This is a genomic window from Streptomyces sp. NPDC102467 (assembly GCF_044765445.1).
GTDB lineage: Bacteria > Actinomycetota > Actinomycetes > Streptomycetales > Streptomycetaceae > Streptomyces.
The window spans coordinates 320,756-342,149 of record NZ_JBIWKA010000010.1; the positions used below are offsets into that span (position 1 = coordinate 320,756).

Here is a 21,394-nt window from a genome sequence, read left to right on the forward strand (position 1 = left end):
ACAGCTCAGCCTTCGCTGACGCCCAGCTTCTCCAAGATCAGCTCCTTGACGCGAGCCGCGTCGGCCTGCCCCCGGGTCGCCTTCATGACGGCGCCCACAAGGGCACCGGCAGCCGCGATCTTGCCGGACTGGATCTTGGCGACGATCCCGGCGTTGCCGGCGATGGCCTCGTCCACGGCAGTGGACAGCGCGCCTTCGTCGGAGACGACCTTCAGGCCGCGCTTCTCGACGACCTCGTCCGGCGTGCCCTCGCCCTTGAGGACGCCGTCGATGACCTGACGGGCCAGCTTGTCGTTGAGGTCGCCCTTGGAGACGAGCTCGGAGACGCGGGCCACCTGCTCGGGCGTGATGGGCAGCGCGCCGAGGTCGACGCCCTGCTCGTTGGCGCCGCGGGCCAGCTCGCCCATCCACCACTTACGGGCGGAGGCGGCGTCCGCACCGGCGTTGATCGTGGCGACGATCGGGCCGATGGCACCGGCGTTGCGGATCGACTGCATGTCGTGGGCGGTGACGCCCCACTCCTCGATCAGCCGGTTGCGCTGCGCGAGCGGCAGCTCGGGGAGCTCGGCGCGCAGCGCCTCGACCCACTCGCGGGACGGGGCGACGGGCACCAGGTCGGGCTCCGGGAAGTACCGGTAGTCCTCGGCGTTGTCCTTGATGCGGCCCGACGTCGTGGAGCCGTCCTCCTCGTGGAAGTGACGGGTCTCCTGGATGATCGTGCCGCCGTCGTTCAGGACAGCCGCGTGGCGCTGGATCTCGAAGCGCGCCGCACGCTCCACGGAACGGAGCGAGTTGACGTTCTTCGTCTCCGAGCGCGTGCCGAACTCCTCGCGCCCGTGCGGACGCAGCGACAGGTTCACGTCGCAGCGCATCTGGCCCTTGTCCATCCGGGCCTCGGACACGTCGAGCGCCTTGATGACCTCGCGCAGCTCGGCGACGTACGCCTTCGCGACCTCGGGGGCCCGCTCGCCCGCGCCCTCGATCGGCTTGGTGACGATCTCGATGAGCGGGATGCCCGCGCGGTTGTAATCGAGCAGCGAGTGCGAGGCGCCGTGGATGCGGCCGGTGGCACCGCCGACGTGCGTCGACTTGCCGGTGTCCTCCTCCATGTGGGCGCGCTCGATCTCCACGCGGAAGACCTCACCGTCCTCCAGCTGTACGTCGAGGTAGCCGTTGAAGGCGATGGGCTCGTCGTACTGGGAGGTCTGGAAGTTCTTCGGCATGTCCGGATAGAAGTAGTTCTTCCGGGCGAACCGGCACCATTCGGCGATCTCGCAGTGGAGCGCTAGGCCGATCTTGATGGCGGACTCGACGCCGATCTCGTTGACCACCGGCAGTGCGCCGGGCAGGCCGAGACAGGTCGGGCAGGTCTGGCTGTTGGCGTCCTGCTTCAGCTCCGTGGAGCAGCCGCAGAACATCTTCGTCTTGGTGCCCAGTTCGACATGGACCTCGAGGCCCATGACGGGGTCGTACGTCGCGAGGGCTTCCTCGTACGGCACCAGGTCAGTCGTGACAGTCACGGTGAAACTATCCCTCTCAGCCCAGCAGGACGTCGTCGTCGCCCAGGCGCTTGAGCTCCCGGTAGAGGATCGCCAGGCCGGTAGCGATGGCGGCGGCGGACACGGCGGCGTCGATCAGCCGCAGGGTGTCGTTGTCGTTGCGGGCCATCTTCGCCTGCTTCGCGACGCTGATCGCGCCGAAAGCGGTGCTGGCCAGCGAGACGTAGACGCCGGTCTTGGACTTCTTGAAGTTCTTGGCCTTCTTTGCCATGGCACTCACAGCGACGGAGCCTCCTCAAGCAGCGGGTGCCCCCACTTTTGCACGAAGGCGGCCTCGACGGCGGCGCCCACCTTGTACAGGCGGTCGTCCTTCATGGCGGGGGCGATGATCTGCAGGCCGACCGGCAGGCCGTCCTCGGGGGCCAGGCCGCAGGGCAGCGACATGGCGGCGTTGCCGGCCAGGTTGGTCGGGATGGTGCACAGGTCCGCGAGGTACATCGCCATCGGGTCGTCGGCACGCTCGCCGATCGGGAAGGCGGTGGTCGGCGTCGTCGGGGAGACGATGACGTCCACGTCCTCGAACGCCGCCTCGAACTCGCGGGTGATGAGCGTGCGGACCTTCTGGGCGCTTCCGTAGTACGCGTCGTAGTAGCCGGAGCTCAGCGCGTACGTGCCCAGGATGATGCGGCGCTTGACCTCGTCGCCGAAACCGGCCTCACGGGTGAGGGCGGTGACCTCCTCGGCGGAGTGCGTGCCGTCGTCGCCGACGCGCAGGCCGTAGCGCATGGCGTCGAACCGGGCGAGGTTCGAGGAGCACTCGGACGGCGCGATCAGGTAGTACGCGGAGAGCGCCAGGTCGAAGGTCGGGCAGTCCAGCTCGACGATCTCGGCGCCGAGCGACTTCAGCAGCTCGACGGACTCGTCGAAGCGCTGCACGACACCGGCCTGGTAGCCCTCGCCGCGGAACTGCTTGACGACGCCGACGCGCATGCCCTGCACGCTGCCGTTACGGGCCGCCTCGACGACCGGCGGGACCGGCGCGTCGATGGACGTCGAGTCGAGCGGGTCGTGCCCGGCGATGACCTCGTGCAGCAGCGCCGCGTCCAGGACCGTGCGGGCGCAGGGCCCGCCCTGGTCGAGCGAGCTGGAGAACGCGACCATGCCGTACCGCGAGACGCCGCCGTACGTGGGCTTGACGCCGACGGTGCCGGTGACGGCCGCGGGCTGGCGGATCGAGCCGCCAGTGTCCGTGCCGATGGCGAGCGGGGCCTCGTAGGCGGCGAGCGCGGCGGACGAGCCGCCACCCGAGCCGCCGGGGATCCGGGTGAGGTCCCAGGGGTTGCCGGTCGGGCCGTAGGCGCTGTTCTCGGTGGAGGACCCCATGGCGAACTCGTCCATGTTGGTCTTGCCGAGGATGACGATGTCGGCGGCCTTCAGACGCTTCGTGACCGTCGCGTCGTACGGCGGGATCCAGCCCTCGAGGATCTTGGAGCCGACCGTGGTCGGCACGCCCTCGGTGGTGAAGATGTCCTTCAGCGCGAGCGGGACGCCGGCCAGCGGGCCGAGCTTCTCGCCCTTGGCGCGCTTCTCGTCGACGGCGCGGGCCTGCGCGAGAGCGCCCTCGCGGTCGACGTGCAGGAAGGCGTGCACCTTCTCGTCGACGGCCTCGATCCGGGCCAGGTGGGCCTCGGTGACCTCGACGGCCGTGAGCTCGCCGGAAGCGATCTTCGCGGCCGTCTCGGCGGCGGTGAGCTTGATGATGGTGATGTGGTCCGTCATGACTTCTTAGTCCTCCCCCAGGATCTGCGGCACCTTGAAACGCTGCTGTTCCTGGGCCGGGGCGCCGGAGAGCGCCTGCTCGGGGGTGAGCGACGGACGGACCTCGTCCGCGCGCATGACGTTCGTCAGCGGCAGCGGGTGGGAGGTCGGCGGTACGTCTTGGTCGGCGACCTCGCTGACGCGGGCGACCGCGCCGATGATGTCGTCGAGCTGGCCGGCGAAGTGGTCGAGCTCTTCGGGCTTCAGCTCCAGACGCGCCAGCCGGGCGAGGTGGGCGACCTCCTCGCGCGTAATGCCAGGCATGCAGCGATCCTCTGGTGGGAGTGTGTGGTTTGGGCCCAATCCTATGGGGCCCGACCCCATGCCTGGTAAACGGTTTGTTCCCGGGGCGGTGGAGCGGTCGGTTTCAGGCGGCGGACAGCGAGCCCGCGCCCCTGCGCACGACCGCTCTCACGTGAGAGAACGGGGGGTGTCCCCCTGGGACGCCGGCAGCGCCGCGGGCTCCCGCTGCCAGCCGCGCGAGCCACGGGCGCGCAGCCAGGCCGTCGTCTCGTCCGGCGGCATCGCGGCGGCGACGAGCCAGCCCTGCACCGCGTCACAGCCGAGGTCGCGCAGCCGCTCCCAGGTCTCGTCGTCCTCGACGCCCTCCGCGACGACGAGCAGACCGAGCGAATGGGCCAGGTCCACGGTGCAGCGGACGATCTCCGCGTCCTCGTTGTCCACGGCGAGCCGGGCCACGAACGAGCGGTCGATCTTCAGCTCGCTCACCGGGAGCCGCCGCAGGTGGACGAGGGACGAGTAGCCGGTGCCGAAGTCGTCCAGGGACATCTTCACGCCGTGCCCGGTCAGCCCGGCGAGGGTGTCCGCGGCCCGCTGCGGATCCTCCAGGAGCACATGCTCCGTTATCTCCAACTGCAGTGATCCGGCCGGGACTCCGTGCCGCGCAAGGCGTGCCGCGACCGCGCCGGCGAAGCCGGGGGTGTGCACGTCCCTCGGCGACACGTTCACCGCGACCGGTACGTCCAGCCCCTGCTTGCGCCACCGCGCGACCTGGGCGAGCGCCGTCTCCAGCACATACTCGGTCAGGTGCGGCATCAGCCCGGACGACTCGGCGATCGCGATGAACTCGTCCGGCGGAACCTTCCCGCGCTCCGGATGCTCCCACCGTACGAGCGCTTCGAGTCCCGCCACCTGGCCGTCGAACTGAACCTTCGGCTGGTAGTGCAGCTCCACGTCCCCGGCGTCGAGCGCGAGGCGCAGATCACCCAACAGGCCGAGCCGGTCGGGGGTGTTGGAGTCCCGCTTCGACTCGTACACCTCCACGCCCGTACGGTCCCGCTTGGCCTGGTACATCGCGACGTCGGCCCGCCGCAGCAGCCCTTCGGCGTCGAGCGCGTGGTCGGGGAAGACGGCGAGTCCGGCGCTGGCCTCCAGGACCAGGGTCAGTCCGTCCAGGTCGAGGGGCGAGCCGAGCGCGGCGACGAGGTTGCGGGCGACGCGTGACGCGGACGTCGTGGAGTCGGCGACCGGGAGCAGCACGGCGAACTCGTCGCCCCCGATCCGCGCGGCCTCGGCCCCCCGCGGCAGGGCGGCTCTGAGCCGATCCGCGATCTGCAACAGGAGCCGGTCACCGGCGAGATGGCCCAGCGTGTCGTTGACCGACCTGAACCGGTCGAGGTCGATCAGCATGAGGGCGCTGCGCGCCCCGATCCGCTCGGCGTCGTCGAGCGCCTTCCAGGTGCGCTCCAACAGCCACTGCCGGTTGGGCAGTCCGGTGAGCGGGTCGCGCAGCTGCTCCTCGGCGCGGGCCCGCGCCATCCACAGCGTCGAGTCGAGCGCGATCAGCGGGATCGCGAACAGCGGCAGCAGTACCGGCAGAGCGATCGCCACGGCGCAGACCAGCGGCGCGATGCCGAGCAGCGCGATCCCCACCAGGCCCTGGCGCACGAGCGCCGTCCGCGCGACCGTCGGCAGTCCCGCGGGGCGCGGCGCGTGGACGTACCAGAGCAGCGCGCGGGTGACCAGCAGATACGTGGCCGCTACGAGCATGACCTCGGGGACGGCGTAGAAGTCCCAGGTCTCCGGTTTCCACGGGGCCTCGACGGACGCCAGGCGGCCGACCGCGGCCAGCACGAGGCCGCCCGCGCCGATCCCGAGGATGTCGATCGCGCCGTGCAGCACGCCCTGGCGCCAGCGGTGCCGGCGGGCGGCGCCGACGAGGACGACGACGGTGAGGCTGACCATCCCGGCGGGCACCCAGCCGAACAGGAGCAGCACGGCGAGCGTGAGGGCGGCGCCGGATCCGGTGCCGCCCCACCAGCGGTCGCGGCCGAGCGCGACGAGATGGCCGACGATGATGCCGGTCAGCACGGCGAGCGACCAGCCGGTCGTGCCGGACGGGAAGAGCGCGTGGTGGTGGGCGAAGGACCAGTAGAAACCGGCGCCGATGATGACCGCCGCGAGGGTGACGATCGCGCCGGGCAGCAGCGGCAGCGCCACGGCCCGGGAGGCGGTGTCGGGGCCCGCCGAGATCTCGTTGCGCGCGGGGGTCGCCGCGCCGACGTAGCCGGCCGAGGGCATTCCGCCGGACGTGACGCCGGTGGTCGCCGAGGGGTTGCGGCCGAGATCGGTACGGCCCCGGTTCGCACCCGTGTCCGTGCGAAGGAAACCGCGGCCCGCTTCACGCCACCAGTTGCGCCACCTCACCGCACCGCGCTCGCTCTCCCCACGACCGCCTTCGTTGGCCTCGCCCCCGCCGCCGTGCGTGGTCCTGCGCCGCGCGCGTCGGCGCGGACGCAGCCGTGAGTCGGGGGCAGCGCTCTCGGTCGGTTCCATTCCCGTCCCTCTCACAGCCGGCGGTGTCCGCATCCACTGCCCGCTCCCCTGGCTTCCGCGAAGCCAGGGGATTGCCACATCCGCAGCAGGACACGGCAGGCGCACACTCTCAACAGTAGGCCGCAGAAGGCTTTCGCGGGCACCAGACGGTTGCGCCCGACTGCTGTTGCCCGAATGCGACCCGACCACCCGTATACATCTGATATGCGCCGAACGGGTGGTCTTCAACCGCTACTCCTGAGTCGGTTCTTCCGCGGGAAGCGCCATTTCGGTGGCCGCTTCCGGGCCTTGGTCGAGGAGTACGGCGAACCCGTCCTCGTCCAGAACCGGAACCTTCACCTGCATGGCCTTGTCGTACTTGGATCCCGGGTTCTCCCCGACCACCACGAAGGACGTCTTCTTGGAAACGGAACCGGTGACTTTGGCGCCCCTGCTCTGCAGGGCCTCTTTCGCGCCGTCCCGCGTGTAGTTCTGCAGCGTCCCGGTGACGACGACGGTGAGCCCTTCGAGCGGCCGCGGCCCCTCGTCCTCTCCCGCCCCCTCCTCCTCCATGCGCACGCCGGCTTCGCGCCACTTGCGCAGGATCTCGCGGTGCCAGTCCTCGGCGAACCACTGCTTCACCGAAGTGGCGATGATTCCGCCGACTCCGTCGGTCGCGGCGAGCTCCTCCTCGGTGGCCTGATCGATGCGGTCGATGGAGCGGAACTCGCGGGCGAGCGCCTCGGCGGCGACCGGGCCGACGTGCCGGATCGAGAGCCCGTTGATGATGCGGGCCAGCGGGCGGTCCTTGGCCGCCGCGATGTTCTCCAGCATCGACACCGCGTTCTTCTTCGGCTCGCCCTTCTGGTTGGCGAAGACGGTGACGACCTTGTCCTCACCGCTCTTCGGGTCGCGCTTGGGCAGTCCGCTGTCGGGGTCGAGGACGTACGCCTTGATGGGCAGCAGTTGCTCGATGACGAGGTCGAAGAGGTCGCCCTCGTCGGTGAGCGGCGGTTCGGCGGGCTCCAGCGGCGCGGTGAGCGCGGCGGCGGCGACCGAGCCGAAGTTCTCGATGTCCAGGCACTGGCGGCCGCCGAGGTAGAAGAGGCGCTCGCGCAACTGGGCCGGGCACGTGCGGGCGTTGGGACACCGCAGGTCGATGTCGCCTTCCTTCATGGCCCGCAGCGGTGTGCCGCACTCGGGGCACTCGGCGGGCATCACGAACTCCCGCTCGCTGCCGTCGCGCAGGTCGGCGACGGGCCCGAGGATCTCGGGGATCACGTCTCCTGCCTTGCGGATGACGACGGTGTCGCCGATCAGGACGCCCTTCTTCTTCACGACCTCCTGGTTGTGCAGGGTCGCGAACTCGACCTCGGAGCCCGCCACGGTCACCGGCTCCACCTGCGCGTACGGCGTGACCCGGCCCGTACGGCCCACGCCCACGCGGATGTTGACCAGCTTGGTGTTGACCTCTTCGGGCGGGAACTTCCAGGCGATGGCCCAGCGCGGGGCGCGCGCGGTGGAGCCGAGCCGGCCCTGGAGCCGGATCTCGTCGAGCTTGACGACCGCGCCGTCGATCTCGTGCTCCACGGAGTGCCGGTTCTCCCCGAAGTACGCGATGAACGCGCGTACACCGTCGAGGCCGTCGACGACCTTGTTGTGCTTGGCGGTGGGCAGGCCCCACTCGTGGAGCAGGTCGTACGCCTCCGACAGACGCTCGATGTCGAAGCCCTCACGGGCTCCGATGCCGTGGACGACCATGTGCAGCGGGCGGGTGGCGGTGACGCGCGGGTCCTTCTGGCGCAGCGAACCCGCCGCCGCGTTACGGGGGTTGGCGAAGGGCTTGTCACCGGCCTCCACCAGGCGCGCGTTCAGCTCCTCGAACTTCTCCATGGGGAAGAAGACCTCGCCGCGGATCTCGACGAGGGCGGGGACACGGTCGCCCTTGAGGCGCTCGGGGATCTCCGCGATCGTGCGCACATTCGGTGTGATGTCCTCGCCGACGCGGCCGTCGCCGCGGGTGGCCGCGCGGGTCAGCCGCCCGTCCTCGTACGTCAGATTGACCGCGAGGCCGTCGACCTTGAGCTCGCACAGGAAGTGATAGCCGGGGGCGCCGACATCCTTGGCGACGCGCTCGGCCCAGGCCGCCAGTTCGAGGTCGTCGAAGGCGTTGTCGAGGGAGAGCATGCGCTCTCGGTGCTCCACGGACGTGAACTCCGTGGCGTAGGCCCCCGCGACCTTCTGCGTCGGCGAGTCCGGGGTGCGCAGCTCCGGGTACTTCTCCTCGAGCGCCTCCAGGGAGCGCAGCAGCTTGTCGAATTCGGCGTCGGAGACGACCGGCGCGTCCTTCACGTAGTACCGGAAGCGGTGCTCCTCGATCTGCTCGGCCAGGCGCCCGTGCTCGTCCCGCGCCTTGGCGGGCACGGCACTCCGCTGCGCGACCTGGTCGACCCTCTCGGCCTGACCGGCCTCTTCGTCCTCTCCGCTCCGCTCAGCCTTTCCGGCAGCCACCGTCTCGTCCTCCCGTTGCCTTCGGTCCCCGGTCACTCAGGGTTGTCCGCGAGTGATCTCGCCGCCCGGGCGCAGTGGGCGAGTGCCGCGCGGGCATACGCGGGTGAGGCACCCGCGAGTCCGCACGACGGTGTGACCACGACCGCGTCCGCCAACGAACCCGGATTCAGCCCCAGCCTGCGCCACAGCGTCCTGACACCCATGACGCTACCGGCAGGGTCTGACAACGGGCCGTCCACGCCGGGCACGACACCGACGAGGAGTTTGGTGCCGCCCTCGACGGCCTCACCGATCGCCTCGTCGTCACGCTCCGTGAGCAGGGAGAAGTCGAAGGAGACCGCGTCGGCCCCGGACCGGCGCAGCAGCGCGAAGGGCACGTCGGGGGCGCAGGAGTGGACGATGGCGGGGGCGCCCTCATTGGTCCCCAGGACATCCCGCAGGGTGCTCTCGACGAGTTGGCGGTCGACGGCGCGGTACGTGCGGTATGCGCTGGCGGTCTTCACCTGTCCGCGCAGGACGCCGATGAGGGAGGGCTCGTCGAGCTGGAGGACGACCTGGGCGCCGGGGACGCGGCGGCGGACGTCGGCGAGGTGGGAGCGCAGGCCCTCGGCGAGCGACCCGGCGAGGTCACGGCAGGCGCCGGGGTCGGAGAGCGCGGCCTCCCCGTTCCTCAGTTCCAGTGCCGCCGCGAGGGTCCACGGGCCGACGGCCTGCACCTTGAGCGGGCCCTCGTACCCCTGCGTGAACTCCTCGAGCGCGTCGAGGTCCTCGCCGAGCCATGACCTGGCGCGCTTGGTGTCGCGGCCCGGACGGTCGCCGATACGCCAGCCGCTGGGCTCCACGCGCGCGTACACGTCCACGAGCAGGCCGGCGGTCCGGCCGATCATGTCGGCCCCCGGCCCACGCGCGGGCAGTTCGGCGAGGAACGGGATCCCCTGTTCAGGGCCCTCGAAGGAGCCGGTGACGGTCTTGGCGGCCTCTAGGGCATCGCCGCCGGGCATCGAACCGACGCCTGTGGCCGGCCCCCACCTGAAGTCGCTCTTATCGCTCACCCAGGAAGAGTACGTAACGTCCGCGCCTCGCCGTCCGTCAGCGTCCCGGGCGCACCGTCAGGTCGTTGACCTCCGCGTCGCGCGGCAGGTCGAGGGCCATCAGGATCGTGGTGGCGACCGACTCGGGGTCGATCCAGCGCGCCGGGTCGTACTCCTTGCCCTCCTGCTGGTGCACCTTGGCCTGCATGGCGCTCGCGGTGCGGCCGGGGTAGACCGACGTGACCCGCACCCCGTTGCCGTGCTCTTCCTGCCGCAACGAGTCGGCGAGGGCCTTGAGGCCGTGCTTGGACGCGGCGTACGCGGACCAGTCGGCGCTCGCGCTGAGACCGGCGCCGGAGTTCACGAACAGCACGTGGCCCTGGGCGAGGCGGAGTTGGGGCAGGAAGTGGCGGGTCAGCTCGGCCGGGGCGATGAGGTTCACGTTGAGCTGGTGGCGCCATGCCTTCGGGGTGAGCTCGCCGACCGGGCCCAGGTCGACGACGCCGGCGATGTGCAGCAGCGAGTCGATCCGGTCCGGCAGCGTCTGGTGCGAGAACGCCCAGGACAGCTTCTCCGGGTCGGAGAGGTCGCCGACGAGTGTCCTCGCGCCGGGGAACTGGGCGGCGAGCTCCTTGGCGCGGCCCGCGTCGCGCGCGTGCAGGAAGAGTTCGTCCCCGCGCGCGTGGAGGCGGCGGGCGACGGCGGCGCCGATGCCGGAACCGGCGCCGGTGATCACATGTGCAGCTGTGCCTGTCATGGCCGCCATGGTCGCACTACTCGATACCCTGCGACTCCTCCAGGTAGGCCAGCGCGCCGACCGGCTCCTCGGCGAAGAACACCAGGTCGGTGAGGGGGATGGGCAGGAAGCCCTCGTCCTCCATCCGCCGGAACTGCTCCTTGAGCCCGTCGTAGAAGCCGGCCGAGTTGAGCAGCACGATCGGCATGGTGGTCTTGCCGTGCTTCTTCAGTTCGAGGATCTCGGTGGCCTCGTCGAGCGTCCCCGTACCGCCCACCATGATCACGACGGCGTCGGCCTTCCCCAGGAGGAGCGCCTTGCGCTCGGCGAGATCCTTGGCGACGACCATCTCGTCGGGCGCGGAGACGGTGCGCGCCTTGGCCGCGAGAAAGTCCACGGACACCCCTACGAGCCGCCCTCCGGCCTCCTGCACCCCATCGGCGACCACCTTCATGAGCCCACTCTCCGAACCGCCCCACACCAAGGTGTGCCCAGCCTTGCCGAGCAGCTCGGCGAATGCGCGGGCGGGGCCGGTGTAGCGGTCGTCGAGGTCGGCGGCGGAGAGGAAGACGCAGATGTTCATGGGGTCCACGGTACGACTCCCGTACCGGGGAAGAACCTGGGCCTCGGCGGCGCTGAACCCTGTATGACAGCTGGACACAAGATCACGATCGAGCAGGGTTCGCAGCGGGTGCGCGTGGAGCGCGGCGGGCGGGTGGTCGCCGAGAGCACGCAGCCCCTGTTGCTGCGCGAGACGGGCTGTCCCGTGCGCTATTACCTCCCGAGCGAGGACGTCGCCATGGAGCTGCTGACGGCCTCGGACACGACGACGTACTGCCCCTTCAAGGGCACGGCCTCCTACTGGTCGCTGCCCGACGCTCCCGACTTCGTCTGGACGTACCCCGAACCGAAGGCGGAAGTGGCTGCCATCAAGGGGCACTTGTGCTTCTACGAGGTCGAGGTGGTGGGATGAGGGCCGGGCGGGCTCTTACGTATACGTAGGAGCTGCATATACGTAGGAGCAAGGTGGACATGACGCACGGATACGGGCAACAGGGCGGGCCGGTGGGCGGGTTCGGGGCGCCGCCGGCGATGTTCGGGGGACCCGGGCCCGAGTTCGTGGCTGCCGATGAGCGCAATGGACTGGTCGTCGACGCCGAGGGAGTCCACTTCGAGCAGGGCCCGCACGGCATCGAGCTGCCCTGGGCCCGGCTGCACACCGTTCGGTTCTACCCCTTGGACGCGGGCCTGTCCGTGGCCGCGGTGACGGTCGACGGGCCCGTCTACGAGTGCCGGGTGCGGGCGCGGCGCCGGTCACAGGTGTCGCAGTGGTGCGCTGAGTTGACTGCCGTACTTCACCATTACCTGGGGGCCCGGGGCTGATCCCCCGGCCCCGCAATTCACCGCTGCCCGACCCCAGTTGACGCCTCGCCCGATCGGATGACCTGCCCCTACGGGGTGCGGCCAACGGCCCCTTGCCCCGTGCGCTTTTCCTGCGCCCCCGGTGCGCTTCTCGCGCCTCCCGGCATCACTACTGTGCCGCTCTCCTGCGATACCGCACCGAGGAGCCGTAGTGACCGCCGAGACGCCGCACCAGCTCGACCGAGCCACATACATGGACCTGACCGACGACCCGGTCCAGCAACGCCTCTTGCGCCGCGCGATGGAGGTGTTCCGCCGGGGGGACGCCGGGCCCGTCCTGAAGGAGATGGCTCAGGAGGTTCTTGCGGGGCGGGTGGGGTTGCGGGAGGCCACGGGGATTCCGGCGTATGCGGAGGCGGTGATTGATGGGGGGCGGGATTTCCGGGGGCGTTGGGACGCGATGTCGAACGCGGAGCGCGAGGCGTTGGTTCGACTGGGCGAACAGCAGGTGGCGGAGGAGCGAGCGCTCCTGAAGTCCGAGCGCCCACAGGGTGGGTGCTCATGACGCTTGCCGTGGAGTCAGGCGACCTGATCGGCTACGCGGGCTTGGTGCGCAGAGCCGGTGAGGACTGCGACAGCGCTCTTGCCTATCTGGACAGGTGCACACCGATCAGCTTCTCCCTCTCGCAGAAGGCCTGGGACATGGCCCTCGGCGATCACACCGAAAGAAGTCGGGAAGCCCGGAACGTTCTGACGCGGTTCGGCACGATCCTCGGCGCTTCGAAGACAGAGCTCAAGAAGACCGCCTCCTGGTACCGGTCGGTGGACTTGGAGCGAGCTCGTGCACTCGACGCGACATACCCGACGGGTAAGCATGCAACGGCCATCCCTCGAGTTCGGCCGAGTGGCTCGCTTTCCTTCAAGGACGTCCACGATGCCGTCGACCGCCTCAAACCCACCGGTAGTTCAGACGGCTGGCTTCAAGGACATGCGGACGAGTTCATGTTCGCCCCGATCCACAAGACGGCAGGAACACTGCTGGACATCGGCAGCCCGTCCGCGCTGGCAAACGAAGGTATCAAGATGGCCTTCGGCTGGGACGTCCTCGGGACTGTCTGCAACTGGTTCTCCGGCGACTGGCAGAACTACGCCGCATGCGCCGACGCATGGGACTGCCTAGGAGAATTCTGTGCCGCCACCGCGGATAACATTCGGCATGGAAATCAGGTACTCGGGACCAGTTGGCGAGGTAATGCCGCCGACGCGGCCTGGAAATACTTCAACAAGGTGGCAGCCCGACTCGACTCGGCACATGACGCTTTCCACGAGCTTCGCGATCGGTATGCGAGCGTTACCAAGATGGTCTTCTCCTTTGCCGAACTGGCCAAGGGAGTGCTCGCAGAGATCTGCGACAAAGGTACGCAGGCCGCCATCGCGGCCGCGGCGTCCACTGCCATGGCTCTCACCGGGGTGGGCTTCACGGGGTCTTTCGTCGGCGTGGCGTTGGCCGTTGAGCGGGTGAATTCGATGGTGCAGGCGTACCACGAGCTTGTGAAGGAGTACGACCATTTCATGCTCGGCCTGAACGGGCTACTCGGCGGCGTCGGACTGGCAACGGTGGCTCTCTCTGATGAGCTCAGGAAGTTCCCCGTCGTCGGCAGAAGCTACGACAACAAGCTGGTTTAGAGTGAACACGCAGGAGTACACCGTATGAACCTTCAAGACCCTAACGACCCGGCGTGCAGGTTGTCAGTGAACGACAATTCCAACAGAGCCCTGTGGTCAGTAGTGCTCGCTACCTGGATGACGGCATTCAGCGAACTACTAATCAAACGTGGAGAGTTCTCCACGTGGGTGGGAATCCTGATCCTGCTGGACGTGTGGTGCGTGAGTATCGCCATCGTGAATCTGCGAAATCTATGGATCGCCGCGGCCGACACTCCCGCATTTTTGACCCGGCCCGCGGCCGACCTCAGACCCGCGCTGCGACCCGCGACGTCGACGCAATAGTCGCCGACCCCACCACCCGCGTCCCGTCGTAAAGAACGATCGCCTGGCCCGGGGCAACCCCCCGGGCCGGCTCGGTGAACGAGACTCGGAGTTCGGTGTCGACCAGCTCTGCCGAGACCTCGGTCTCGCCGCCGTGCGCGCGCAGCTGCGCCGTGTACGTACCCGGCCCGGAGGGCGCCGCTCCGCACCAGCGGGGCTTGATCGCCGTCAGGGATGTCACGTCCAGGGCGTCGACCGGGCCGACCGTCACCGTGTTGTTCACCGGGGAGATGTCCAGCACGTAGCGGGGCTTGCCGTCGGGGGCCGGGGTGCCGATGCGCAGGCCCTTGCGCTGGCCGATGGTGAAGCCGTATGCGCCCTCGTGCGTACCCACCGTGGCCCCGGACTCGTCGACGATGTCGCCCTCCGCCTTGCCGAGGCGCGAGGCGAGGAAACCCTGGGTGTCGCCGTCGGCGATGAAGCAGATGTCGTGCGAGTCGGGCTTCTTGGCCACCGCGAGGTCCCGGCGCTCGGCCTCCGCGCGGATCTCTTCCTTGGTGGTGACCGTGTCGCCGAGCGGGAACATCGCGTGGGCGAGCTGGCGGTCGTCCAGGACCCCGAGGACGTAGGACTGGTCCTTGGCCATGTCGGAGGCGCGGTGGAGTTCACGATCGCCCGCCTCGTTCACGATGACCTGGGCGTAGTGGCCCGTGCAGACCGCGTCGAAGCCGAGGGCCAGCGCCTTGTCGAGGAGCGCGGCGAACTTGATCTTCTCGTTGCAGCGCAGGCACGGGTTCGGAGTGCGTCCGGCCTCGTACTCGGCGATGAAGTCGTCGACCACGTCCTCGCGGAAGCGCTCGGCGAGGTCCCAGACGTAGAACGGGATGCCGATGACGTCCGCCGCGCGGCGCGCGTCCCGCGAGTCCTCGATGGTGCAACAGCCACGGGCCCCGGTGCGGAACGACTGCGGGTTCGCCGAAAGTGCGAGGTGTACGCCGGTCACGTCGTGCCCGGCTTCCGCGGCGCGGGCCGCGGCGACGGCGGAGTCCACGCCGCCGGACATGGCGGCCAGAACGCGCAGGGGGCGGTCGGGGCGGTCGGCAGGGCGCTGCGAGGTCTGCGGAGTCTGCGGAGTCTGCGAAGTCATAGCTCTAACAGGGTACGGGGCGCTGGGAACCGAATCCCCCGGATATCCGTTTGGATCTAGTACGGGGAGGACGGGGGCGTGGGATGGGTAAGTCGGGAGCCGGAAAAGGCGCCGACCGGGACGGTCGGGTCAGCAGGCGGACGCTGATCATCGGCGGCGCGGCGTCGGCCGTGGGCGTAGGGCTGCTCGCGCGCAGCGATCTCGCGCACATGTGGTGGCAGATGCCGGGGGTCGACAAGCCGCGCGACGCCGGAGCGGTGGACTACCGGGGCGCGGAGTGGGTGGCGGCGGCCGCGGCGAACTGGCGGCGGGCGGACCGGCCCGCCGACTACACGATCGACCGGGTCATCATCCACGTCACGCAGGGCAGCTATCAGGGGACCCTGAAGGTCTTCAAGGATCCGTGGCACGGCGCGGCATCGCATTACGTGGTGCGCCAGGACGGGCACATAGCGCAGATGATCCGGGAGTTGGACGTCGCGTTCCACGCGGGGAACCGGGAGTACAACGAGCGCAGTGTCGGCATCGAGCACGAGGGGTTCGTCGACCACCCGGAGGACTTCACCGAGGCCATGTACGCGGCGTCGGCCCGGCTGACCGCGGCGATATGCCGTCGCTACGACTTTCCGCCGGACCGCAAGCACGTCATCGGCCACGTGGAGGTGCCGGGGACCGATCACACCGATCCCGGGCCGCACTGGGACTGGGACAAGTACATGCGGCTGGTGCGGGAGGCACACAAGCGGGCCGGCGCCGCCAAGGCCTGAACCGCCAGGGCCTGAGCCGCCAGGGCCAAACCGCAAGGCCTTGGCCCCGAGCCGCCAAAGCCACCGGCCACCCGCCACCCGCCACCCGCCACCCGCCGTCACATCACGTCAGGCCCGCCGACCGCGCCCGCTCCACCGCCGGGCCGATCGCCTGGGCCACCGCGTCCACGTCCGCCTTCGTCGACGTATGGCCGAGCGAGAAGCGGAGCGTGCCGCGGGCCAGGTCCGGGGCGGTGCCGGTGGCGAGCAGGACATGGCTGGGCTGGGCGACGCCCGCGGTGCAGGCCGAGCCCGTCGAGCACTCGATGCCCTGGGCGTCCAGGAGCAGCAGGAGGGAGTCGCCTTCGCAGCCGGGGAAGGTGAAGTGGGCGTTGGCGGGGAGGCGGCCGCCGGGGTCCGGGTCACCGCCGAGGAGCGCCTCGGGGGCGGCCGTGCGGACGGCCCGGACCAGTTCGTCGCGCAGGGCGCCGATCTCGCGGGCGAACCACTCGCGCCGCTCGGCCGCGATCCGGCCCGCCGTGGCGAACGCGGCGACGGCCGGTACGTCAAGGGTGCCGGAGCGGACGTGCCGCTCCTGTCCGCCGCCGTGCAGGACGGGGACGGGGGTGTACTCACGGCCGAGGAGGAGCGCGCCGATGCCGTACGGGCCGCCGACCTTGTGGCCCGACACCGTCATGGCCGCGAGGCCCGAGGCGGCGAAGTCGACCGGCACCTGGCCGTAGGCCTGGACCGCGTCGGCGTGCAGCGGGATGTCGAACTCCTGGGCCACGTCGGCGAGTTCGCGGACGGGCTGGATCGTGCCGATCTCGTTGTTGGCCCACATGACGGTGGCCAGGGCCACATCGTCGGGGTTACGGGCGATCGCCTCGCGCAGGGCTTCGGCGGAGACGCGGCCGTAGGAGTCGACGGGCAGGTACTCGACGGTGGCGCCCTCGTGCTCGGCGAGCCAGTGCACGGCATCGAGAACGGCGTGATGTTCGACGGGGCTGGAGAGGACGCGGGTGCGGCCCGGGTCCGCGGCACGCCGGGCCCAGTAGAGGCCCTTGACGGCGAGGTTGTCGGCTTCGGTGCCGCCCGCGGTGAGGACGACCTCGCTGGGGCGGGCGCCGAGGGAGGCGGCGAGGGTCTCGCGGGACTCCTCGACGGTGCGCCGGGCGCGGCGGCCCGCGGCGTGCAGGGACGAGGCGTTGCCGGTGACGCCGAGCTGGGCGGTCATCACCTCGACCGCCTCCGGGAGCATCGGAGTGGTCGCGGCGTGGTCGAGGTAGGCCATGGTGACCACGATTCTACGAGCCCGCCGGGGATCCTCTGCCGCCGCGTGGGGTCCCGTACCCACGCGAGGCTCTGCGACGGGCGTCAGCCCGCGATGCTCCAGGACAAAGTGCCGTCCGCCGCGACGAGGGCGGCGAGCACGACGAGGTCGGCGACGCCGAGTCCGAGACCGAGCAGGGCACGGCCGCGGCGGGCGGTGCCACGCCACAGGGACAGGCCCGCGAGAACGATCGCGATCGGGCCGAGCAAGACGTTCAGGACGAGCAGCCCGATGAGGCCGAGGACGAACGAGGCGACGGCCATACCGTCGGTGTCCCGCCGTCCGGTGGGCCGGACCTCGGTCGCCTCCGGCGCGTCGGCCGTCTCCGGCGCGTCGGCCGTCTCCGGCGCCTCGGTCGTCTCCGGCGCCTCGGTCGTCTCCGATACGTGAGCCGTCTCCGGCGCCTCGGTCGTCTCCGACACGTCGTCGGTCGTCTTCGGTGTCCGGGCCGGTGCGGTGAGCTGCATGGTGGTACCCCCTTGCTGACGAAAACGGATCAGTGCTGCGTGCAGATCAATGCAGATCAATGCAGATCAATGCTGCGTAGAGATCAGTGCTGGTGGCGGCGGCTGTGGCGCTCGCGGACCGCGAAGACGGCCAGCCAGACGCCGATGACGGCGGCGGCGACGAGCGTGAACGACAGCGGGGCGTGCGCCACGGTGCCGAGCGCGAAGCCCAGGAGCAGAAGGGCCGCTACGAGGAACAGCATGGACAAGACCTCTCAGACTCAGCGTAGGTTACAACTGTTCACTGACTTAGGAGTCTAGCCCGTGTACGGCTTTTCAATTACGGAGAACAGTTGTTAACTGGATGACATGAGTCACACTCTCGGCGTCCGGCAGGCCCAGAAGCAGAAAACCCGGCAGGCCCTCCTCGACGCGGCGCTGGAACTGCTGGAGGAGCAGAGCCTCAGCAGCCTGGGCCTGCGGGAGGTCACGCGGGCCGTGGGGGTGGCGCCGACCGCGTTCTACCGGCACTTCGACAGCACGGCCGACCTCGGCGTGGCCCTGGTCGACGAGGCGCTCGGCAGTCTGCACGCGGTGGTCTCCGAGTTGCTGACGGCGACCTGGGACAGCGACGAACGGATCGCGTGCACCGTGAAGTTGATCGCCGCGCACGTGCGCGCCCATCCGGCCCACGTGCGTTTCATCGCGCGCGAGCGGCACGGCGGCGTCCAGCGGGTCAGCGAGGCCATAGGGGCGCAGCTCGGGCAGTTCGCCGAGGAGGTGGCCGCGGCCCTGAGCCACGACCCGGAGTCGGTGGGCTGGAGCCGGGAGGATCTGCTGATGCTCGCGGGCCTGTACGTCGACCACATGGTGATGACGGCGTCGGTCTTTCTCACCACGCCCCCCGAGGACTTCGCGCGCGTGGCAGGGCTGGCGGAGCGGCAGTTGAGGCTGGTGAGCCTCGGGCGCCGGCACTGGCTGGACGCGTCATGAGCCCTGGCCGAGTACGTCAGGAGCTACTAGCCTTACGGTCATGACAACAGCGGAAGCCAGGGGTGTCCGGACCACCGACTGGACCCTCGATCGCGGCTACGCCGGCCCTTCCGGCGAGATCCGCTGGGCCGCGCTCGGCCCGGAGGACGCGCCGCCCGTCGTCCTCGTCCACGGCACGCCGTTCTCGTCGTACGTATGGCGCGGCCCCGCACGGGCGCTGGCGGCCGAACACCGCGTGTACGTATGGGACCTGCCGGGCTACGGCGCCTCCGAGATGCGGCCCGGCCAGGACGTCACGCTCGACGCGCAGGCCCGCGCCCTGGCCGGGCTGATCGACCACTGGGGCCTGACAGGACCGGCCGCACCGGCCGTCGTCGCCCATGATTTCGGCGGCTGCGTCGCCCTGCGCGCCCATCTGCTGCACGGCGCCGCGTACTCCCGCCTCGCCCTGGTCGACCCGGTGGCGCTCGCACCCTGGGGCTCCCCCACGTACCGCCTGCTCGCCGAACACGCGGATGTCTTCCGGCGGTTGCCCGATGATCTGCACGAGGCGCTCGTGCACCGCTACATCAGCTCGGCGAGCCACCCCGGCCTGCACCCGGACACGCACGCGCGACTCGTCGCCCCGTGGCTGACCGAGGCGGGCAAGGACGCCTTCTACCGGCAGATCGAGCAGAACGTCCCTCATGTCGGCACCGACGACATCCAGGGCCGTTACGGGGAGTTGGCGCTGCCCGTGCTGGTCTGCTGGGGCGCCGAGGACACCTGGATCCCGGTCGGGCGGGGGCATGAGCTGGCCGCGCTGATCCCCGGTGCCGAGCTGCGGATCATCGGCGGCGCCGGACACCTGGTCCAGGAGGACGCGCCCGCCGAACTCACGGCCGCGCTCGGTCGGTTCCTCCGTACAGGCCGGTGATCGCGGCGCCGCAGCGGGCCAACTCCTCGCGCACCTCGGCGGGTTCGAGCACTTCGAGGTGGTCGGCGAAAGGGAGGAGCATGCGGGCCGCCCCCAGGACCCCGTAGCCGAGCCGGACGGTGATCCACTCGCTGACGCCGTCGTCCTCGGGGTGTTCGGTCAGGGAGTTGCCGCACATCCGCAGGAACAGGTCGAAGCGGTCGCGGCGGACCCGGGCCGTGACGCCGATACCGCCGGTCCGCACCTCGACCTGTCGCTTCAACACCGCCCACACGTCGGCGAGTTCGACGCCCGCTCGCCGCTTGACCGGGGCGTCGGTGAGCGTCGCGGCGTGCATCCGGTCGGCGCGGAAGAGGCGGGGCACGGCCCGGCGGTCGGCGATCAGGTACCAGACGCCGGCCTTGGAGACGAGGCCGTACGGGTCGACGGTGTACGTGCGCGGCGCGTCGGCGCCGCTGTGCCGGTAGCGGATGCGCAGCCGCCGGTCGGCGAAGACCGCGTCCTGCAAGGCGCTGACGTCGACCTCGCGCGGCGGCGGGCCCATCCAGCGCGAGGACTCGACCAGGATCCGGCGGCTGGTCAGCTCGGCGGCGGGGCGGTGCGGCGCGGGCAGCGCGGCCATGACCTTGCGCAGGGCCGAGCCGAACGCCGTGTCCAGGCCGAGGGCGGCGTGGGCGCCCTGCGCGGCGAGGATGAACAGGGCGCGCGACTCGTCGGCGGTGAGGCCGGTGACGTCGGTGCGGTAGCCGGGCAGGAGGGCGATGCCGCCGTGGCGCCCGCGCTCGGCGTAGACGGGTACGCCCGCGCCGCTCAGCGCGTCGACGTCCCGGTAGATGGTGCGGACCGAGACCTCCAGCCGGTCCGCCAGTTCGTGGGCGGGGACGCGGCCGCGGGTCTGGAGGAGCAGGAGGATGGAGAGCAGCCGGTCCGATTTCACCGGGCCAGTCTGACGTGCCCGCCACGGCCCGCCGCCAGGTGCGCCCCGGTGGGGACTTCTCGCGCAGTTCCCCGCGCCGCTGAGGCATGCGGCTTCGCCGCAGCCCCATGGGCGTCTGAGATGGCGCACGCAGTGCGCATCTCAGGGGCGCGGGGCTGTGACATGTGCGGCTCCGCCGCGTGGGCGCGACCAGCCACGACGAAAGGTGCACCCGGCGACACGACCCGACCTCCCCCGGAGGGGACCCGCGTCAGCCCAACCGAACCCGCGCCAGCTGCCTCGACTGGGCCACGAGCCGGTCCTGCGCGTCCCAGACCTCCGCGTCCTCCTCCAGGAAGCCGCCGGCCAGATTGCGCGTGGTGATGGAGACCCGGAGCGGGCCGGGCGCCGGGCGGCAGCGGACGTGGACCGTCAGTTCGACCGTCGGGACCCAGCCCTTGAGGCCGAGCTCGAAGGCGGTCGGCGGCAGGGCGTCCACGGCGAGCAGCAGCGACAGCGGATCCGCGTCGCGGCCGTCGGCCAGGCCGAACCACGCGCGCATCTCACCCTTGCCCGAGGGGGCGCCGAGGGCCCAGCCGAGCGTCGCCGGGTCGAGCTTGAGCGCGAGGCGGTCGGTGATCGCGGAGCTGCCGGGGACCGGGGGCGTGCCGTCGGGTGCGTCGCCCGCGCCGAAGCACTGATCGATGGGCGGGATGGACGGGACCTGCGCACTGGTGCGCACGTCGTCGGGGAGCGCGTCCAGGTCGCCGTAGGAGGCGAGGACGCGGATGCGCTCGATCTCGGTGCCGTCGTCGGCGTACTGGAACAGGGAGGCCTGTCCGGTGGAGAGGGTGCGGCCGGTACGTACGACGTCGGTGCGGATGACGGCGGGGCCAGGTGCCGAGGCCGTCAGGTAGTGCGCCGAGATCGTGAACGGGTCGCTGTGCGGCAGGGCGTCCGCGAGGGCGCGGCCGAGCACGGCGAGCAGGTAGCCCCCGTTGACGGCGTTGATGATCGTCCACCCGGCGGAGAGCTCGATGTCGTAGACACCGGGCTCCCGCCGGATGACGGTCGTGTCGCGGTCGAACTCGCTGTCGCCGATCGTCGCCGCGGTCACCGTCGTCGTACGGTCCTGCATGGTCGTCGTACGGTCCTGCATGGACGCTGCTTCTGCCA

General features: G+C 70.4%; 22 protein-coding genes. 7 read left to right on the forward strand and 15 right to left on the reverse strand.

Going from position 1 to position 21,394, the window contains the following annotated elements:
• Nucleotides 1–5: 5 nt before the first annotated feature.
• The 9 genes from gatB to ACIREE_RS22885 all read right to left on the reverse strand — a co-directional run bounded on the left by gatB (nucleotide 6) and on the right by ACIREE_RS22885 (nucleotide 10,953).
• Complete coding sequence (gene gatB, locus ACIREE_RS22845; protein WP_404154972.1) at nucleotides 6–1,520, reverse strand: Asp-tRNA(Asn)/Glu-tRNA(Gln) amidotransferase subunit GatB; 1,515 nt, start codon at nucleotides 1,518–1,520, stop codon at nucleotides 6–8.
• Between the two features lie 16 nt (nucleotides 1,521–1,536).
• Nucleotides 1,537–1,770, reverse strand: coding sequence for a hypothetical protein (locus tag ACIREE_RS22850; RefSeq protein WP_266873138.1), 234 nt, complete (start codon nucleotides 1,768–1,770; stop codon nucleotides 1,537–1,539).
• Nucleotides 1,771–1,775: 5 nt separating this feature from the next.
• On the reverse strand, nucleotides 1,776–3,278 hold the full coding sequence (gene gatA, locus ACIREE_RS22855) for an Asp-tRNA(Asn)/Glu-tRNA(Gln) amidotransferase subunit GatA (RefSeq protein WP_404154975.1): 1,503 nt from the start codon (nucleotides 3,276–3,278) through the stop codon (nucleotides 1,776–1,778).
• A 6-nt stretch (nucleotides 3,279–3,284) separates the two neighbouring features.
• A complete protein-coding gene (gene gatC, locus ACIREE_RS22860; RefSeq protein ID WP_018531282.1) occupies nucleotides 3,285–3,581 on the reverse strand; it encodes an Asp-tRNA(Asn)/Glu-tRNA(Gln) amidotransferase subunit GatC in 297 nt (98 codons plus the stop codon).
• A gap of 147 nt (nucleotides 3,582–3,728) precedes the next feature.
• Nucleotides 3,729–5,984, reverse strand: coding sequence for a putative bifunctional diguanylate cyclase/phosphodiesterase (locus ACIREE_RS22865; RefSeq protein ID WP_404155193.1), 2,256 nt, complete (start codon nucleotides 5,982–5,984; stop codon nucleotides 3,729–3,731).
• A gap of 360 nt (nucleotides 5,985–6,344) precedes the next feature.
• Nucleotides 6,345–8,516 (reverse strand): NAD-dependent DNA ligase LigA, encoded by a 2,172-nt coding sequence (gene ligA / locus ACIREE_RS22870; RefSeq protein WP_404155196.1) that lies wholly within the window; start codon nucleotides 8,514–8,516, stop codon nucleotides 6,345–6,347.
• Nucleotides 8,517–8,635: 119 nt separating this feature from the next.
• Entirely contained in the window at nucleotides 8,636–9,655 is a 1,020-nt protein-coding gene (locus tag ACIREE_RS22875) for a methionine synthase (protein ID WP_404154978.1), read from the reverse strand.
• A 37-nt stretch (nucleotides 9,656–9,692) separates the two neighbouring features.
• Nucleotides 9,693–10,391, reverse strand: a complete 699-nt coding sequence (locus ACIREE_RS22880; RefSeq protein WP_404154980.1) for an SDR family oxidoreductase — start codon at nucleotides 10,389–10,391, stop codon at nucleotides 9,693–9,695.
• 16 nt (nucleotides 10,392–10,407) lie between these two features.
• Entirely contained in the window at nucleotides 10,408–10,953 is a 546-nt protein-coding gene (locus tag ACIREE_RS22885) for a TIGR00730 family Rossman fold protein (RefSeq protein ID WP_404154982.1), read from the reverse strand.
• Between the two features lie 63 nt (nucleotides 10,954–11,016).
• Between ACIREE_RS22885 and ACIREE_RS22890 the strand changes: the two genes are divergently transcribed.
• From ACIREE_RS22890 to ACIREE_RS22905, 4 genes are all read left to right on the forward strand, one after another.
• A complete protein-coding gene (locus ACIREE_RS22890) occupies nucleotides 11,017–11,343 on the forward strand; it encodes a DUF427 domain-containing protein (protein WP_404154985.1) in 327 nt (108 codons plus the stop codon).
• 59 nt (nucleotides 11,344–11,402) lie between these two features.
• Nucleotides 11,403–11,753, forward strand: a complete 351-nt coding sequence (locus ACIREE_RS22895) for a hypothetical protein (protein ID WP_404154988.1) — start codon at nucleotides 11,403–11,405, stop codon at nucleotides 11,751–11,753.
• Nucleotides 11,754–11,943: 190 nt separating this feature from the next.
• Nucleotides 11,944–12,297 (forward strand): hypothetical protein, encoded by a 354-nt coding sequence (locus ACIREE_RS22900; protein WP_404154990.1) that lies wholly within the window; start codon nucleotides 11,944–11,946, stop codon nucleotides 12,295–12,297.
• Nucleotides 12,294–13,418: a hypothetical protein gene (locus tag ACIREE_RS22905; RefSeq protein WP_404154993.1), complete on the forward strand. Its 1,125-nt coding sequence runs from the start codon at nucleotides 12,294–12,296 to the stop codon at nucleotides 13,416–13,418. Before ACIREE_RS22900 ends, ACIREE_RS22905 begins: the two co-directional genes overlap by 4 nt.
• A gap of 286 nt (nucleotides 13,419–13,704) precedes the next feature.
• Here the strand turns inward: ACIREE_RS22905 and mnmA are convergent, their stop codons facing one another.
• Complete coding sequence (gene mnmA / locus ACIREE_RS22910) at nucleotides 13,705–14,868, reverse strand: tRNA 2-thiouridine(34) synthase MnmA (protein ID WP_404154996.1); 1,164 nt, start codon at nucleotides 14,866–14,868, stop codon at nucleotides 13,705–13,707.
• Between the two features lie 83 nt (nucleotides 14,869–14,951).
• Between mnmA and ACIREE_RS22915 the strand changes: the two genes are divergently transcribed.
• The gene (locus tag ACIREE_RS22915) at nucleotides 14,952–15,635 is read left to right on the forward strand and encodes an N-acetylmuramoyl-L-alanine amidase (RefSeq protein WP_404154999.1); all 684 of its coding nucleotides are present in this window, start codon (nucleotides 14,952–14,954) and stop codon (nucleotides 15,633–15,635) included.
• Between the two features lie 103 nt (nucleotides 15,636–15,738).
• Here the strand turns inward: ACIREE_RS22915 and ACIREE_RS22920 are convergent, their stop codons facing one another.
• The 3 genes from ACIREE_RS22920 to ACIREE_RS22930 all read right to left on the reverse strand — a co-directional run bounded on the left by ACIREE_RS22920 (nucleotide 15,739) and on the right by ACIREE_RS22930 (nucleotide 17,656).
• Nucleotides 15,739–16,908: a cysteine desulfurase family protein gene (locus ACIREE_RS22920; protein WP_404155002.1), complete on the reverse strand. Its 1,170-nt coding sequence runs from the start codon at nucleotides 16,906–16,908 to the stop codon at nucleotides 15,739–15,741.
• An 83-nt stretch (nucleotides 16,909–16,991) separates the two neighbouring features.
• Nucleotides 16,992–17,210: a DUF4190 domain-containing protein gene (locus tag ACIREE_RS22925; RefSeq protein WP_404155199.1), complete on the reverse strand. Its 219-nt coding sequence runs from the start codon at nucleotides 17,208–17,210 to the stop codon at nucleotides 16,992–16,994.
• 287 nt (nucleotides 17,211–17,497) lie between these two features.
• Nucleotides 17,498–17,656, reverse strand: a complete 159-nt coding sequence (locus ACIREE_RS22930) for a hypothetical protein (protein ID WP_404155004.1) — start codon at nucleotides 17,654–17,656, stop codon at nucleotides 17,498–17,500.
• A gap of 106 nt (nucleotides 17,657–17,762) precedes the next feature.
• Here ACIREE_RS22930 and ACIREE_RS22935 point away from each other — a divergent pair, with 106 nt between their 5' ends.
• The gene (locus tag ACIREE_RS22935) at nucleotides 17,763–18,386 is read left to right on the forward strand and encodes a TetR family transcriptional regulator (RefSeq protein WP_404155006.1); all 624 of its coding nucleotides are present in this window, start codon (nucleotides 17,763–17,765) and stop codon (nucleotides 18,384–18,386) included.
• Between the two features lie 40 nt (nucleotides 18,387–18,426).
• Complete coding sequence (locus ACIREE_RS22940; RefSeq protein WP_404155009.1) at nucleotides 18,427–19,302, forward strand: alpha/beta fold hydrolase; 876 nt, start codon at nucleotides 18,427–18,429, stop codon at nucleotides 19,300–19,302.
• Here ACIREE_RS22940 and ACIREE_RS22945 read toward each other — a convergent pair.
• Both ACIREE_RS22945 and ACIREE_RS22950 read right to left on the reverse strand, forming a co-directional pair.
• The gene (locus ACIREE_RS22945; protein ID WP_404155012.1) at nucleotides 19,262–20,239 is read right to left on the reverse strand and encodes a helix-turn-helix transcriptional regulator; all 978 of its coding nucleotides are present in this window, start codon (nucleotides 20,237–20,239) and stop codon (nucleotides 19,262–19,264) included. The genes ACIREE_RS22940 and ACIREE_RS22945 overlap by 41 nt on opposite strands.
• Before the next feature lie 250 nt (nucleotides 20,240–20,489).
• Entirely contained in the window at nucleotides 20,490–21,356 is an 867-nt protein-coding gene (locus tag ACIREE_RS22950) for a thioesterase family protein (RefSeq protein WP_404155201.1), read from the reverse strand.
• Between the last annotated feature and the right edge of the window lie 38 nt (nucleotides 21,357–21,394).